This window comes from Flavobacterium glycogeni (assembly GCF_048286775.1).
GTDB lineage: Bacteria > Bacteroidota > Bacteroidia > Flavobacteriales > Flavobacteriaceae > Flavobacterium.
In genome coordinates, this window is the sequence record NZ_JBLVPV010000002.1 from 99,688 (window position 1) to 115,586 (window position 15,899).

At 34.0% G+C, this 15,899-nt stretch carries 16 protein-coding genes; 11 read left to right on the top strand and 5 right to left on the bottom strand.

Going from position 1 to position 15,899, the window contains the following annotated elements; translation table 11 throughout:
• Positions 1-100: 100 nt before the first annotated feature.
• Both ACNQGX_RS01940 and nadE read right to left on the bottom strand, forming a co-directional pair.
• Positions 101-730 carry a response regulator transcription factor gene (locus ACNQGX_RS01940; protein ID WP_131915102.1) on the bottom strand — a complete coding sequence of 210 codons (630 nt, stop codon included), beginning with the start codon at positions 728-730 and terminating at the stop codon, positions 101-103.
• 94 nt (positions 731-824) lie between these two features.
• On the bottom strand, positions 825-1,625 hold the full coding sequence (gene nadE, locus ACNQGX_RS01945) for an NAD(+) synthase (RefSeq protein WP_417973553.1): 801 nt from the start codon (positions 1,623-1,625) through the stop codon (positions 825-827).
• A 100-nt stretch (positions 1,626-1,725) separates the two neighbouring features.
• Between nadE and gldB the strand changes: the two genes are divergently transcribed.
• Both gldB and gldC read left to right on the top strand, forming a co-directional pair.
• Complete coding sequence (gene gldB, locus ACNQGX_RS01950; protein ID WP_417973555.1) at positions 1,726-2,682, top strand: gliding motility lipoprotein GldB; 957 nt, start codon at positions 1,726-1,728, stop codon at positions 2,680-2,682.
• Positions 2,682-3,017, top strand: coding sequence for a gliding motility protein GldC (gene gldC / locus ACNQGX_RS01955; protein ID WP_091165314.1), 336 nt, complete (start codon positions 2,682-2,684; stop codon positions 3,015-3,017). Before gldB ends, gldC begins: the two co-directional genes overlap by 1 nt.
• A 23-nt stretch (positions 3,018-3,040) precedes the next feature.
• Here the strand turns inward: gldC and ACNQGX_RS01960 are convergent, their stop codons facing one another.
• From ACNQGX_RS01960 to ACNQGX_RS01970, 3 genes are read right to left on the bottom strand one after another with little or no spacing between them, the layout of a single operon-like run.
• Complete coding sequence (locus ACNQGX_RS01960; protein ID WP_417973557.1) at positions 3,041-3,700, bottom strand: hypothetical protein; 660 nt, start codon at positions 3,698-3,700, stop codon at positions 3,041-3,043.
• 26 nt (positions 3,701-3,726) lie between these two features.
• The gene (gene yihA / locus ACNQGX_RS01965) at positions 3,727-4,347 is read right to left on the bottom strand and encodes a ribosome biogenesis GTP-binding protein YihA/YsxC (protein ID WP_131915106.1); all 621 of its coding nucleotides are present in this window, start codon (positions 4,345-4,347) and stop codon (positions 3,727-3,729) included.
• 32 nt (positions 4,348-4,379) lie between these two features.
• On the bottom strand, positions 4,380-5,153 hold the full coding sequence (locus ACNQGX_RS01970; protein ID WP_417973559.1) for an alpha/beta fold hydrolase: 774 nt from the start codon (positions 5,151-5,153) through the stop codon (positions 4,380-4,382).
• Positions 5,154-5,534: 381 nt separating this feature from the next.
• Between ACNQGX_RS01970 and mraZ the strand changes: the two genes are divergently transcribed.
• The 9 genes from mraZ to murG all read left to right on the top strand — a co-directional run bounded on the left by mraZ (position 5,535) and on the right by murG (position 15,874).
• A complete protein-coding gene (gene mraZ / locus ACNQGX_RS01975; protein WP_417973561.1) occupies positions 5,535-6,008 on the top strand; it encodes a division/cell wall cluster transcriptional repressor MraZ in 474 nt (157 codons plus the stop codon).
• Positions 5,983-6,903 carry a 16S rRNA (cytosine(1402)-N(4))-methyltransferase RsmH gene (gene rsmH / locus ACNQGX_RS01980; protein WP_417973563.1) on the top strand — a complete coding sequence of 307 codons (921 nt, stop codon included), beginning with the start codon at positions 5,983-5,985 and terminating at the stop codon, positions 6,901-6,903. The genes mraZ and rsmH overlap by 26 nt, the downstream gene beginning before the upstream one ends.
• A gap of 57 nt (positions 6,904-6,960) precedes the next feature.
• Positions 6,961-7,308: an FtsL-like putative cell division protein gene (locus tag ACNQGX_RS01985; RefSeq protein ID WP_131915110.1), complete on the top strand. Its 348-nt coding sequence runs from the start codon at positions 6,961-6,963 to the stop codon at positions 7,306-7,308.
• On the top strand, positions 7,299-9,302 hold the full coding sequence (locus tag ACNQGX_RS01990; protein ID WP_417973565.1) for a penicillin-binding protein: 2,004 nt from the start codon (positions 7,299-7,301) through the stop codon (positions 9,300-9,302). The genes ACNQGX_RS01985 and ACNQGX_RS01990 overlap by 10 nt, the downstream gene beginning before the upstream one ends.
• Complete coding sequence (locus ACNQGX_RS01995; RefSeq protein ID WP_417973567.1) at positions 9,299-10,762, top strand: UDP-N-acetylmuramoyl-L-alanyl-D-glutamate--2,6-diaminopimelate ligase; 1,464 nt, start codon at positions 9,299-9,301, stop codon at positions 10,760-10,762. Before ACNQGX_RS01990 ends, ACNQGX_RS01995 begins: the two co-directional genes overlap by 4 nt.
• Positions 10,763-10,768: 6 nt before the next feature.
• Positions 10,769-11,998: a phospho-N-acetylmuramoyl-pentapeptide-transferase gene (gene mraY / locus ACNQGX_RS02000; protein ID WP_417973569.1), complete on the top strand. Its 1,230-nt coding sequence runs from the start codon at positions 10,769-10,771 to the stop codon at positions 11,996-11,998.
• Between the two features lies 1 nt (position 11,999).
• On the top strand, positions 12,000-13,331 hold the full coding sequence (murD, locus tag ACNQGX_RS02005) for a UDP-N-acetylmuramoyl-L-alanine--D-glutamate ligase (protein WP_417973571.1): 1,332 nt from the start codon (positions 12,000-12,002) through the stop codon (positions 13,329-13,331).
• Between the two features lie 137 nt (positions 13,332-13,468).
• The gene (locus ACNQGX_RS02010; RefSeq protein ID WP_417973573.1) at positions 13,469-14,755 is read left to right on the top strand and encodes an FtsW/RodA/SpoVE family cell cycle protein; all 1,287 of its coding nucleotides are present in this window, start codon (positions 13,469-13,471) and stop codon (positions 14,753-14,755) included.
• Positions 14,756-14,785: 30 nt separating this feature from the next.
• Positions 14,786-15,874: an undecaprenyldiphospho-muramoylpentapeptide beta-N-acetylglucosaminyltransferase gene (murG, locus tag ACNQGX_RS02015; RefSeq protein WP_417973575.1), complete on the top strand. Its 1,089-nt coding sequence runs from the start codon at positions 14,786-14,788 to the stop codon at positions 15,872-15,874.
• The last annotated feature ends 25 nt before the right edge of the window (positions 15,875-15,899 follow it).

Genomic DNA, 15,899 nt, shown 5'->3' on the forward strand with positions numbered 1-15,899 from the left:
AGCAAATTCAGATAATACAGAGCTTTTGTTTATGGTGATGGATTACAATGTATTAATCCATTCTTTTTTAAGAAAAATAGAGCGTTCTGTTGTGGTATTCTTAAACGATCTCTAAAGTTTTTGCTTTGTTTACCAAGTCTACTAAATTGGTAACATTTAGTTTTGTTAGTAATCGTAATTTGTACGTACTAATTGTTTTTTCATTGAGTTTCAGAATTTCAGCAATCTCATGATTTTTCTTCCCATCACTTAGATAACGTAAAACTTCTACTTCTCGATTGGAAAGCTTACGATATAAGCGCTCGCTCTTACTTTGTTTTGCAATTAATGCTAGATTTTTCTTTACAGTCTCATTCATGATTATCTTGCCTTGGTGGACTTTGATAATCGATTGGCCTAAAGTTTCTAACTTTTCTTTTTTGTGGATAAACCCAGAAACTCCCGCTTTAATAGCATTGGGTGCATAAATTTGTTCTGAAAGACCACTGAAGATAATAATTTTAGTTTTTGGAAAATTTTTCAAGATTGCTTTAACCTCAAAAATACTGGAAAGACCTTCCAGCTCCAAATCTAAAATTAATACATCAATTTCTTTAGTTAAAAGTATATCCCGTACCATCAAGAAATTACCTACATTGGCAACTATTGATATCTCTGCATTATCTTTAAAGTAAGATTTTACTCCAAAATGCACAACAGGATAATTATCGGCTATACATACTTTAATCATGATTTTAAATTTTTAGAATTAATTGTTATTGGAACTGTAAAATTAATAAATAAATTCTGTAATTAATTGTAAATCAATATAAAATGTGACTTCTTTATTTTTTTGGGATAAAACACACAGGAATTGCTGTCATTTTATGTTGATTGATCGTATTTAATCTCTTATAAATTTCGAAAACAACTTTTTCTCTTCCTGAAAAAGCATTCGAAGATTGTCCGGCTTCATCTTGGGTCATTGCCCATTCCAGCTCATCATAACTGGCTCCTAATTGATCTTCATCTGTTCTTTCGTCACCAAATAATCCATCAGTAGGGGATGCATTTAAAATAGAAGCCGGTACTTTTAAGTAACTGCCTAAAAGAAAGACTTCAGACTTCATCAAATCAGCAATAGGACTCAAATCCACTCCGCCATCACCATATTTTGTATAGAAACCCACTCCAAAATCTTCTACTTTGTTTCCAGTTCCTGCCACTAATAAGCAATGAATGCCGGCAAAGTAATAAAGTGTTGTCATTCTTAACCGTGCTCGGGTATTGGCAAGTGATAAATGAACTTTATCGGAATCTGAAATATCGGGTACAGCTTTCTTGAAAGTTTCAAAAACGGAGCTTAAATCAGCTTCAATACTGGATACATTAGGAAATCTTTTTTTTAATTGTTCGATATGTTCCCGTCCACGGGTTACGTGACTTTGTGCCTGATGGATGGGCATTTCAACGCATAAAACTTTTAATCCTGTTTGTGCACATAATGTTGAGGTAACTGCCGAATCTACTCCTCCGGAAACCCCAATTACAAAACCATTCACTTTTGCATTTTCGGCATATTTTTTTAACCAATTTACAATATGGGTATTCACTTTTTCAACCTGTAATGTACTTTTTTTAGTCATAATAGTTTACATTTTAAAAATCAGGAATGTATATTTGCAAAATCAATTTATTGCGCATTCGTTTCCTTAGATTCTTTGGACACAAATTTAATTAATATATATGAAAAAATATCTGTTTCTTGTAGTCTTTTGTCTCTTTATTTTATCCTGTGACAAGAAAAATAAAGTTGAAAGTGCCGTGACAGCAATTCCTTTAGAAGTAAAAGTGGAACGCTTTGACAAAATATTTTTTGAAACTCCACCGCAGGATTTAGAAAAAGTAAAAAAAGAATTTCCGTTTTTTTTTCCTCCGGGAAATGATAATAGTGTTTGGTTGCATAAAATGCAGGATCCGATGTGGAGAGAATTGTACACGGAAGTTCAAAAAAAGTATGCTGATTTTCAACCTGTAAAAATAGAACTGGAGTCACTTTTTAAACACATCAAATATTATTTTCCTAAGACAAAAACACCCAAAGTAATCACTATAATCTCTGAAATGGACTATAAGAATAAAGCCATTTATGCGGATAGTTTGGTTGTTATTTCACTTGAATTGTATTTAGGAAAGGATCATAAGTTTTATCAGTTTCCAAATTATTTGAAACAAAATTTTGAGGAAAGACAAATCGGTCCAGATGTAGTTTCAAGTTTTTCAGAACGTCAAATTCCGCCTGTTTTGGACAAAAACTTACTTAGTCAAATGATTTATTATGGAAAGCAATTGTATTTAAAAGACTTACTTTTGCCGGATTATACCGATGCCGAAAAAATGGGTTATACTCCAGAACAGATAACATGGTGTCAAGAAAATGAAAGTTATATGTGGCGTTATTTTATTGAAAAAGAAATGCTTTACAGTAATGATCAAAAGTTAATTTCCCGGTTTATAAATCCGGCACCATTTTCTAAATTTTATTTAGAAATTGATAATGAATCACCAGGGCAGGTTGGTGCCTGGATAGGATGGCAAATGGTACGCTCTTATATGAAAAATAATGAAGTGCCTTTGGTAGATTTATTAAAAACCAATGCAAAAGAAATATTTGTGAAATCAAAATACAAACCCAAGAAGTAATGTCGAATAAAAATACATCAGAAATTAAGTTTCTAATTGAATTAGATGAAAACCGTGTTCCGGAAAAATTAATGTGGTCTGCCAAAGACGGTGGAGTAGAACAAGAAGAGGCAAAAGCAATTATGTTGTCTATCTGGGACAGCAAGGCAAAAGAAAGTATGCGAATTGATTTATGGACTAAAGATATGCCGGTTGATGAAATGAAAATTTTCTTTCACCAGACTTTAGTGGCGATGTCCGAAACATTCAAACGCGCTACAGATGACGAGAAAATGGCAGATACCATGAAAGATTTCTGCGATTATTTTGCCGAAAAACTGGAGTTGACGAAATGATTATAAAAAAAAGAGCTGTTTGTCTAAATGGCTCTTTTTTTGTTTGTGATGGATTTCTTTTTTAAATCTTTTAATATTTTTTTTAAGGAAACAATCATTAATCTATTTGAACTTTTGTGAAAAGAAATGTTGTCAATTAATTTATCTGACTTTTTAGTTTCCCATACTGATTTTTGTTTTGTTGCACTGGCTGTTCCAATCGCTCTTTGTGAATAGATAATTTCTTGTGAATTTAAATCGTATATTTCTAAACTCACTTCGCTTTGATTAGAGCCTTTTGAATTTTCATCTTCATATAAGCCGATAGTGCCTATTTCGTCTTTATTTTTCTTAGAAGAGATATTGATAAAATAATCAAAACCAGTTCCGATTTTTAGTTCTTTAAGTTTTTGTTTATTTGGGTTTAATGGTATTTGATAAGGTATTAATAAGCCGCTGACGTTTTCTCTGTAAAAATAACGATCATTTAAATTATCTTTAAAGAAAATAGTAGCTTCATTGGTTAGTTTTTCGACATTATAACCAGGGCAGTCTATTTGGTTAAGCAGCCATTTTCCATTTGTGAAATCAACACCTGTTTTATAATCGATATTAGTTAAAAGGTAAGTGCTGGTTTTGCAAGAAGCAAAAAAAACTACAATTATGGCTAAATTAAGAATTGAGACAATATTTTTTTTTGTCATGTTTTTTTTGCTGCTTAAAAATGTTTCTAAAACTGACTGTTGTTTTTGAAAACTTCTTGATTCACTTCGTCAATATAAGAAAGTAATTCTTCTTTTCCGGTAGATTCTGTTGCGGAAGTAACAAAATAATGAGGCATTTCGGCCCAATTGTTAGCAAACATTTTCTTCTTGTATGCCGCAATATGAGAATCGATTTTTACTTTACTGATTTTATCTGCTTTGGTGAAAACTATACAAAAAGGAATCTCACTTTCGCCCATATAGGACATGAATTCAATATCTATGGTTTGCGCTTCATGACGAATGTCAATCAAAACAAAAGCACAAACTAATTGCTCTCTTGTTTCAAAATAATCAGTAATAAATTCTTGAAAAATAGATTTTGTTTTTTTAGAAACTTTAGCATAACCGTAACCTGGTAAATCGACAAGAAACCAATTGTTGTTAATCAAAAAATGATTAATCAATTGTGTTTTTCCCGGTCTTCCTGATGTTTTAGCTAATTTTTTTTGATTCGTTAGCATGTTAATCAAAGAGGATTTCCCAACATTTGATCGGCCAATAAAAGCATATTCCGGCAAAAAGTCTTTGGGACATTTGGCCACATCAGAGTTGCTGATAACAAATTCGGCGGTATTAATTTTCATTTTTTCTAGGTGTAAAATTCTCCTTGTTAGGATTAATGCAATGATAAATGGGTATGGGTTAACCAGTCTTCTAACAAACGATTAAATTCATCAGGATGCTCCATCATGGCAGCATGACCGCATTTATCTATCCAATATAAGGTTGAATTAGGTAATAATTTATTAAATTCTTCTGCAACATCCGGAGGTGTAACTTTGTCGTTTTTTCCCCAAATGATACAAGTTTGAACATGCATTTTTGGCAAATCTTTTGCCATATTATGACGAATGGCACTTTTGGCAATTGTCAGTGTTTTTATCAATTTTATTCTGTCGTTTACAGATTCGTAAACTTCATCAATAAGTTCTTTGGTGGCTACTTTTGGATCATAAAATACATCTTCAGCTTTTTTCTTGATGTATTCATAATCACCTCTTTTAGGATAACTGTCACCCATTGCGCTTTCGTAAAGTCCAGAACTTCCGGTTATTACAAGCCCGGCTACTTTTTCAGGATACATTTTAGTGTGGTACAAAGCAATATGACCACCTAATGAATTTCCTAAAAGAATTACCCTGTCTAACCCTTTGAATGTGATGAAATCTTTAACGTATTTTGCAAAACTTTTTACATTCGTTTTTAAAATGTTTTGAGTGTATATCGGTAAATCTGGGATTATTATTTTATATCCTTTTGTAGAGAAGTAACTTGCAACAGCGTCAAAGTTGCTAAGTCCACCCATAAGTCCGTGTAAAATGACAATTGGAGTTCCTTCGCCAGCTTCATAATAGCTGTATCTACCTTCTTTTTTATAGTGTTTTTCCATTTTTTTTGAATGCGGATTTTCAATTTTGACAAATATAGGATTTAATAAATAAAAATGAATTTTTACAACAATTTTTAATTGTAAAATTATACATGTTGCTATAAAAACAGGCTTCTCTTTTTGATGTATTTGAGCTTCAGATTTTATTTATTTTGAACCTGTTCTTACCATTTTAAATTGAAATTTCATTGTTTTTCACCTCCTTTTTTTTATAATATTACCTTTCTTACAAATAAAATAAAAAGATGCTAACGTTCTGACTGTCCAAAAATTAAGGGTTTTTGTTCGAAAGGGGTTAAACTTATTAACAAAGTGGGATATAGTGGTAAATTGTGGTAATATTTTTTATATTTTTGCTCAACATCATTTAAAACTTTTTGCTTGGATACAATTATAGGAACATATGAATGTAAAGTCGATGCTAAAGGAAGGTTGCTGTTGCCAGCGCCTTTAAAAAAGCAATTGGCTACTTCACTTCAAAACGGTTTTGTTTTGAAGCGTTCCGTTTTTCAACCTTGTTTGGAATTATATCCTATGCAGGAGTGGAATTTGATGATGCAAAAAATCAATAAACTGAATCGATTTGTAAAGAAAAACAATGATTTTATCCGCAGGTTTACTGCTGGGGTTAAAGTTGTTGAAATTGATGCTTTAGGTAGATTATTGGTTCCTAAAGATTTAGTGATGTTTGCGAGTATTGCTAAAGAGGTGGTATTCTCGTCAGCAGTGAATATTGTTGAGATTTGGGATAAAGATTTATACGAAAAATCAATAAATGGTGAAGATGTTGATTTTGCAGATTTGGCAGAAGAAGTAATGGGGAATTTAAATGACGACGACAATGGAATATCATAATCCGGTTTTGCTTCAAGCATCAGTAGATGGTTTAAATATTAAGCCAGATGGCATTTATGTAGATGTGACTTTTGGTGGTGGTGGACATTCAAAAGAAATTTTGAAAAGACTCGGGCCAAACGGAAAGTTGTTTGCTTTCGATCAGGATGAAGATGCTTTGGCGAATGCCCTGCCTGATGAAAGATTTACGCTTATTAATGAGAATTTCCGTTTTATAAAACGGTTTTTGCGTTTTTATGGGGTGAAAAGTATTGATGGAATCTTAGCAGATTTAGGGGTTTCGTCACATCAATTTGATGTTCCGGAAAGAGGTTTTTCTACTCGCTTTGATGCAGGATTAGATATGAGAATGAGTCAGAAAAATGATTTGAATGCCTATCGGGTTGTCAATGAATATGATGATGCGAATTTAAGAAGGGTGTTTTTGGATTATGGTGAATTGAAAAATGCACCTGCTTTGGCAAGAACAATTATAGAAGCCAGAGAGGAGCAGCCAATCAAAACAACCGATGAATTGAAAGAGGTTTTGGCGAGATATTTACCGGAAAGAGTTAGGAATAAAATATTGGCTCAAATCTATCAGGCTATCCGAATTGAAGTGAATCAGGAAATGGATGTTTTGAAAGAGTTTTTGGAACAATCCTTAGAAATATTGAATCCGGGTGGAAGATTAAGTGTGATATCGTATCACTCATTAGAAGATCGATTGGTGAAAAGATTTATGAAAAACGGAATGTTTGAAGGGGAGCCTGAACGTGACTTTTTTGGTAATTTTTCAGTACCATTTAAAACTGTTGGGAAATTAATTGTTCCCGATAATGCTGAAATAAAAGAAAATAATAGAGCAAGAAGTGCCAAATTAAGAATAGCAGAGAAGCTGGAGGTTAAAGGTTAGGAGTGTGTTTAACGTATAACTCATAACCAATAACTCAAACCCATAAAGAAAGACGAAATGAAAAACGGAGTTTACAGCCTATTGAAAGCACGGTTTCTTATAAATGATGATGCGGTAAAAAACTGGCGGTTTATTGTTTTTGTAATTCTCTTGGCGATTGTTATGATTGCTAATACTCAACGATTTGAACAAAAAGTATTTCAGATTGCCGAGTTGACAAACCAAGTTAAAGAGTTGCGTTCGGAATTTGTGGACAGACGCTCAGAATTAATGAAATTAAAAATGGAATCGACTGTTTCTGAAAAAATGATAGAAAAAGAAATTTTCCCGTCAACAGTTCCTCCAATAAAAATAAAGGTTAAAAAAGAAGAAGAAAAAAGCTTTTTCAAAAAAATATGGCAGTAGAAGATAAATACATATCGTACAGAATTTATCTGGTTGCATTCGCTATCTTTTTGATGGCCATTGCGATTGCTGTAAAGTTGACAAATATTCAGTGGGTAGAAGGGGATTATTATAGAAAATTAGCCAAGGAAAGAACCGTTAAGAATTTTGTGATTCCAGCTAATAAAGGAAATATTTATTCTGCCGATGGGAGCCTTTTGGCTACTTCTATTCCTAATTATGAAATACGTTTTGACGCTGTAGCTCCAAAGGCCGAAGCATTTGAAAAAAATGTTAAGTCATTGTCAGATTCGTTGGCATCAGTTTTAGGAAAACCATCTAATTTTTTTGAAAACGAATTAAGAAAAGCCAGAGCTAATAAAAACAGGTATTATTTAGTTGCTCGTAAATTAAGTTATACCCAGTATTCTAAAATAAAAAGTTTTCCGTTGTTCAATTTGGGAGCTTACAAGGGCGGAATTATAATTGAACAAGAAACAGTAAGAGAACATCCAATAGGGAAAATTGCCGAGCGTACTGTTGGTTACGAGAGAACTTCGCATGGCGGAGCACTTGATGGAAAAGGAATTGAATGGGCTTTTAGAAAATACTTGAATGGTAAAGACGGTAAAATTTTAAAACAAAAAATCGCAAAAGGGCAGTGGAAACCCATTCGCGATATCAATGAAGTTGACCCTCAGGACGGCTATGACGTAATATCAACAATAGATGTTTATGTTCAGGATATAGCACATCACGCGTTATTGAAACAGTTGGAATTGTATGAGGCGGATCATGGTTGTGTGGTGGTTATGGAAACGAAAACGGGCCATGTAAAGGCAATTTCTAATTTAGGAAGAGCGAACGACGGAACCTATTATGAAACCACAAACTATGCAGTTGCTGAATCACACGAGCCGGGTTCTACTTATAAATTAGCGGATTTAATGGCACTTCTTGAAGATAAAAAAGCGGATACCAGTACTGTTTATGACAGTAAAGGTGGAGTTGTGGTTTATTCAGGAAAAAAAGTAAACGATTCACATACAGGAGGCTACGGAAAAATTTCTCTGGCAAGAGGTTTTGAACTTTCGTCTAATACGGTTTTGGTTCAGGCAGTTTATAATGCGTATAAAAATGAGCCTTCAAAATTTGTAAATCATCTTAATAATTTCGGATTAAATAAAACTTTAGGACTTTCGATTAAAGGGGAAGGAGTGCCCTATATTCCGCAGCCAAGTGATAAAAATTGGTCAAATATTTCACTGCCCTGGATGGCCTTTGGATATGGGGTTCATATTACGCCATTGCAAACATTAGCTTTTTATAACGCGGTTGCCAATGATGGTGAAATGGTAAAGCCTCAGTTTGTTTCTGAAATTAAAGAATGGAACAGAACCATCAAAAAATATGAGAAAGAAGTTTTGAATCCAAGAATTTGCTCTCCAGAAACGATTTTGAAATTACAAGCAGTTCTGGCAAATGTTGTAAAAAAGGGAACGGGTTCAAAACTCTATTCGAAAGATTTTTCTATGGCAGGGAAAACAGGTACAGCTCAAGTTAATTATGGAAAAAGTGGTAGAGCCGGGATGTATTATGCTTCTTCATTTGTAGGATATTTTCCAGTGGATAAACCTATGTATTCTTGCATAGTTGTGGTTCATAGACCTAATACAGCGCTTAATAATTTTTATGGTGCAGACGTGGCAGGTCCCGTTTTTAAAAGGATTGCGCAAAAGATTTTTACAGATGCACCTTCAACAAATGAAATTAAAAATCTAGATAGAAAAATACAAAAACAGGAGAGTAATTATGATTCTTATTTTGTTAAATCAGAAAAGAAGTTGCAATTAATTCCTAATGTGAAAGGAATGTCTGGAATGGATGCGGTTGCTTTATTAGAGAATTTAGGCGTAAAAGTTAGGGCTATTGGAGTTGGTAAGGTGAAAAAACAATCGCTTGCTGCGGGTCAGAATATTGTAAAAAATACAACTATACTATTGGAATTATCATGAGTATATTAAAAGATATATTATACAAAGTAGCTATCGAAGCCGTAAAAGGCTCGACGGATATTACTATTAATAAAATGGATTTCGATTCTAGAAAAATCGAGTCCAATGATGTTTTTATTGCTATTCGTGGCTCCATTTCGGATGGTCACGATTTTATAGAAAAAGCAATTGAGCAAGGCGCCGTAGCAGTTATATGCGATACGTTTCCAGAAAATATTGCCAAAGGAATTACTTATGTTCAGGTAAAAGATACGAATTCAGCCCTCGCATTTATGGCTGCAAATTATTTTGGAGATCCGTCTCAAAACTTGAAATTGGTTGGAATCACGGGAACAAATGGTAAAACTACCATTGCTTCTTTGTTGTACCAATTGTTTAAAAAAGCAGGTTTTAAAGTTGGATTACTTTCTACAGTAAAAATTTTAGTTGACGATGTTGAATACAAAGCGACTCACACGACTCCAGATTCGATTACGATAAATCAGTATTTGAATGAAATGGTCGAAAACGGGGTTGAATACTGTTTTATGGAAGTGAGTTCTCATGGAATTCATCAAAAAAGAACTGAAGCGTTGCATTTTGTTGGCGGTATTTTTACCAATTTGTCTCACGATCATTTGGATTATCATCCAACTTTTGCAGAATACAGGGATGTAAAAAAATCGTTCTTCGATAATTTGCCAAAAACAGCCTTTGCATTGTCCAATATTGATGATAAAAATGGGCAGGTGATGTTGCAGAATACTGCGGCAAAAAAATTGACCTATGCCTTAAAATCGTATGCCGATTATAAAGCGCAAATCTTGGAAAATCAATTGTCGGGTTTGTTGTTAAAAATAAACGGGAATGAAGTTTGGGTGAAGCTGATAGGAACATTTAATGCCTATAATTTATTGGCTATTTATGGAACTGCGATTGAACTTGGAATGGAAAGTTTGGAAGTACTTCGGTTATTGTCAGATTTAGAAAGTGTTTCGGGACGTTTTCAATTTATTGTTTCCGCTTCAAATATTACGGCGATTGTGGATTATGCCCATACGCCGGATGCATTAGAAAATGTACTGAAAACAATCAATGACATTCGCACAAAAAACGAACAATTAATTACCGTTGTAGGTTGCGGAGGAAATAGAGATACAACCAAGCGACCAATTATGGCTGGCATTGCATCTGATTTGAGCGACAAAGCAATTTTCACTTCGGATAATCCAAGAAACGAAGATCCGGAAGTTATTATTGCTGAAATGGAGCTAGGCGTTGCCCCTCAGAATTATAAAAAGACATTGACCATAACCGATAGAAAACAAGCTATAAAAACGGCATGTCAATTGGCTCAGCCCAATGATATTATTTTAATTGCTGGGAAAGGGCATGAAACGTATCAGGAAATAAATGGCATCCGTAATGATTTTGACGACATGAAAATAGTTAAAGAAATATTAGACCAACTCCATAAATAGAAAAATATGCTGTATTACTTATTTGAATATTTAGACAAAATATTAGATGTTCCTGGAACTGGTGTTTTTCAGTACATCACTTTTAGATCAGCTTTAGCATTGATGCTTTCTTTGCTGTTGTCTACAATTTATGGGAAAAGAATAATCCGTTTTCTGCAAAGACAGCAAGTGGGAGAAACCGTTCGTGAACTTGGTTTAGCGGGTCAAAACGAAAAAGCGGGTACGCCAACAATGGGAGGGTTAATTATCATATTTGCCACTCTGGTTCCAGTTGTACTTTTTGCAAAATTGCATAATATTTACATCGTTTTATTGATTGTCACCACACTTTGGATGGGGACAATTGGTTTTATAGATGATTATATTAAAATTTTCAAGAAAGATAAAGAAGGTTTAAAAGGAATATTCAAAGTTGTAGGACAAGTAGGGCTTGGTTTAATAGTAGGAACTGTTCTTTATTTTAGTCCTGGTGTAACGGTTCGTACAGATACGTCAACATCAGATATTTTTAAAGTACCAACAGAAACGGTGATTTTGCCTGCGCCAGTTGAAGAAAAATCTACTGCTACGACAATTCCTTTCTTTAAAAATAATGAATTTGATTATGCTGAATTATTAGCATGGACTGGCGAAGGATATGAAAAATGGGCTTGGTTAATTTTTATTCCAGTTGTTATATTCATTATAACGGCAGTTTCTAACGGTGCTAATTTAACAGATGGTATTGATGGACTTGCCGCAGGGACTTCTGCTGTTTCAGTTTTGGCATTAGGAATATTTACGTTCGTTTCAGGGAATATAATTTTCTCCAATTATTTGAATATTATGTATATCCCTAATTCGGGGGAAATGACTGTTTTTATAGCCGCATTTGTGGGATCATTGATCGGATTTCTTTGGTACAACTCGTATCCGGCATCTGTTTTTATGGGCGATACAGGAAGTTTGACTATTGGTGGAATTATTGCTGTTTTGGCAATTGCCGTTCGAAAAGAAATGCTGATTCCTTTATTATGCGGAATTTTTCTTGTCGAAAATTTATCTGTGGTTTTACAAGTAAGTTATTTCAAGTATACCAAGAAGCGCTTTGGCGAAGGCCGACGAATCTTTCTAATGTCCCCTTTGCATCATCATTATCAGAAAAAAGGCTATCACGAAAGTAAAATTGTAACACGATTCTGGATTGTTGCCATAATGCTGGCCATATTGTCAATTGTCACTTTAAAATTAAGATAATATGAGGCTAGTGATCTTAGGCGGTGGAGAAAGTGGTATCGGTACTGCTATTCTGGGTAAGAAAAAAGGATATGAAGTTTTTGTATCTGATTTCGGAAAGATAAAAGGGAATTACAAAGAGGTTCTTATTATTAATGGAATAGTTTGGGAAGAGGAAAAGCATACCGAAGATTTGATTTTGAATGCTGATGTGGTCATGAAAAGCCCAGGAATTCCAGATAAATCTCCAATAGTAAAAAAGCTTATTGAAAAAGGGATTCCAGTATTATCCGAAATTGAGTTTGCTGCCCCTTTTACAGATGCAACCATAATAGGGATTACCGGTAGTAATGGAAAGACAACTACGACAATGCTTACGCATCATTTGCTAAAATCAGCAGGATTAAATGTAGGATTGGGAGGGAATATTGGAAAGAGTTTTGCTTGGCAAATAGCGGATAATAAATACGATTCTTATGTGCTGGAGTTGAGTAGCTTTCAATTGGACGGAATCATAAATTTTAAGCCACATATTGCCATTATTACGAATATTAGTCCGGATCATTTAGACCGATACGATTACAAATATGAAAATTACATTGATTCGAAGTTTAGGATAACGATGAATCAAACCGAGGAAGATTACCTCATTTATGATGCCGATGATGAAGCCATAGCAGAATGGTTTAAAACACATACAACAAAAGCCAAATTAATTCCTTTTTCATTGACAAAAACTTTCAGCGAAGGAGCTTATATAAAAAACAACAAAATGGAAATTTTAATCAATCAGGAAGAGTTTACAATGGACACAGAACATATTGCCTTAGAAGGAAAACATAACATGAAAAACGCAATGGCAGCAACTTCTGTGGCAAAATTGATGCAGATTAGAAAATCTACAATACGTGAAAGTTTATCTAATTTTCAGGGAGTGGAACACCGTCTTGAAAAAGTATTGAAAATTCAAAACGTACAGTACATAAATGATTCAAAAGCAACCAATGTAAACGCTACTTTTTTTGCATTAGACAGCATGAATACGCCTACAGTTTGGATTGTGGGAGGTGTTGATAAAGGAAATGATTACAATGAATTGATGTCATTAGTTCGTGAAAAAGTAAAAGCTATTATTTGTCTTGGTGTAGATAATAAAAAAATTATTGATGTTTTTGGAAATGTAGTTGATATGATGATTGAAGTGGATAACATGAATGATGCTGTGAGAATGGCGCAACGATTATCGGAAAAAGGAGATACAGTTTTATTGTCACCAGCTTGTGCCAGTTTTGATTTATTCGAAAGTTACGAAGACAGAGGGAATCAGTTCAAACAAGCAGTTAAAAATTTATAAATTCAGATTATCAGATAGTTAGATTGTTAGACTTCTTAGATTATTAAATTGTTAGAAAATTATAAATAATCTCTAATAATTTAATAATCCAAGATCAAGTCAAAGTCTAAAAATCTAAGAAGTCTAAAAATCAAAAAATGAAACAACTAGTCAACAATTTAAAGGGAGATAAAGGGATTTGGTCATTCGTGGCCTTATTGGCCTTGTTTTCATTTATGCCTGTTTTTAGCGCTAGTAGTAATTTGGCCTATATCGGTCAAGGAAACGGAAATACATTAGGCTATTTAGTTAAGCATATCGTGCATATTTGTATTGGTTTCACCATTATTTTTATGGTGCATAAAGTGCCTTATCACTATTTCAAGGCTGTTTCTAAAGGAGCGCTGTATATTGTTTGGGTATTATTGGCATACACATTAATCAAAGGAACCGTTATTGCTGGCGCCAATGCCAGTCGATGGATTCAAGTGCCATTTATTGGGATTACGTTTCAAACGTCAACATTGGCAGCAATGGTTTTGTTTATTTTTGTAGCCCGCTATCTGTCTAAAACCAGAGAAGTTCCTATTTCTTTTAAGTCCTCTATTTGGGAGCTTTGGGTGCCGGTATTCATTACGTTAATGTTTATTCTTCCAGCCAATTTTTCTACGACGGCATTAATTTTCTCTATGGTGCTGATGTTGGTTTTCATTGGGAAATATCCGTTGCGTTATATCGGAATTGTTGTAGGTTCTGGGATTGTGTTTCTGGCATTTTTTATTTTGATTGCCAAAGCGTTTCCAGATGCTTTTCCTAACCGTGTCGATACTTGGATCAGTCGTATTGATAATTTTACCAGTGATAAACCGGATGAGGATGATTATCAAATAGAAAAAGCTAAAATAGCCATTGCTTCCGGAAAAATATACGGATTAGGCCCAGGAAAAAGTGTTCAAAAGAACTTTTTGCCTCAATCCTCCTCCGATTTTATTTTTGCCATAATCGTTGAAGAATATGGGCTTTTAGGCGGTTTAGGAGTATTGACGTTGTATTTATTATTGTTGTTTCGTTTTGTAATAGCGTCGCACAAAGCCAATACATTATTCGGAAAATTAGTAGTTGTGGGGTTAGGTTTCCCCATGATATTTCAGGCAATGGTTAATATGGCTGTCGCGGTTGAGTTATTACCCGTTACGGGACAAACATTACCCTTAATCAGTAGTGGAGGAAGTTCAATCTGGATGACTTGTTTTGCACTTGGAATCATCATTAGTGTTACGAAAAAAGAAGAAGAAATTGCGCAGGAATTGAAAGATGCTGCCAAAAGAGAAGAAGCACTTCAAAAATTAATTGACAGGGAATTAGTAGAGGAAGAGGTCTTAGCAGAAAATTATTCGATAGAAGATAAAGCTAAAAATCCTATGCATGCGGTTCTGAATAAATAAGTCGTTTTAGAAAATTAGAAATTAATAAAAATGAAACAGTATAAATTCATATTAAGTGGCGGCGGAACGGGAGGACATATCTATCCGGCAATTGCTATTGCAAATGAATTAAAATCTCGTTTTCCTGATGCTGAATTTCTTTTTGTAGGAGCCAAAGACAAAATGGAAATGCAAAAAGTACCTCAAGCAGGTTACAATATTAAAGGACTTTGGATCTCAGGTTTGCAACGTAGACTGACATTTGATAATGCTCTTTTTCCAGTGAAGTTGCTTTCAAGTTTATTAAAATCAAGAACAATAATCAAACAGTTCAAACCAGATGTGGTTATTGGGACAGGTGGTTTTGCTAGTGGCCCGTTATTACAAGTAGCCGCTATTGCAGGAATTCCAACAGTGATTCAAGAACAAAATTCCTTTCCGGGAATTACCAATAAGTTGTTGAGTAAAAAAGCAAACAAAATTTGTGTTGCTTATGAAAATCTGGAACGCTTTTTTCCAAAAGAGAAAATGATTTTGACTGGAAATCCTGTGCGTCAGGATTTAATTGATATCGAAAGTAAAAGAGAAGAAGCCATTCAATATTTTAATTTAGATCCAAATAAAAAAACATTGTTGGTTCTTGGAGGAAGTCTTGGAGCAAGAAGAGTAAACCAATTAATCGAAAAAGAGTTAGCCAATATGCTTTCTCAAAATGTTCAGGTGATTTGGCAATGCGGAAAGTTGTATTTAGTAGATTATAAAAAATACAATTCAGCAAATGTTCAGGTAGTCGCTTTTATTGAAAGAATGGATTTAGTTTATGCGGCAGCAGATATTGTCATTTCTCGCGCTGGTGCGTCATCTGTTTCAGAATTATGTATTGTGGGGAAACCAGTGATTTTTATTCCGTCACCTAATGTAGCTGAAGATCACCAAACTAAAAATGCACAAGCGATTGTCGATAAAAAAGGCGCGCTAATGCTCAAAGAATCGGAGCTTGATTCGCAATTTGGTCTTGTTTTTGAAGTCTTACTAAAAGATCAGGGAAAGCAAAATCAGCTGAGTGAAAATATAAAATTATTGGCTATGCCAGAAGCAACAAAGAAAATTGTTGATGAAATTGTAAAGCTAATTAGATAGAAATAAAAAAGATAATATACCAAAG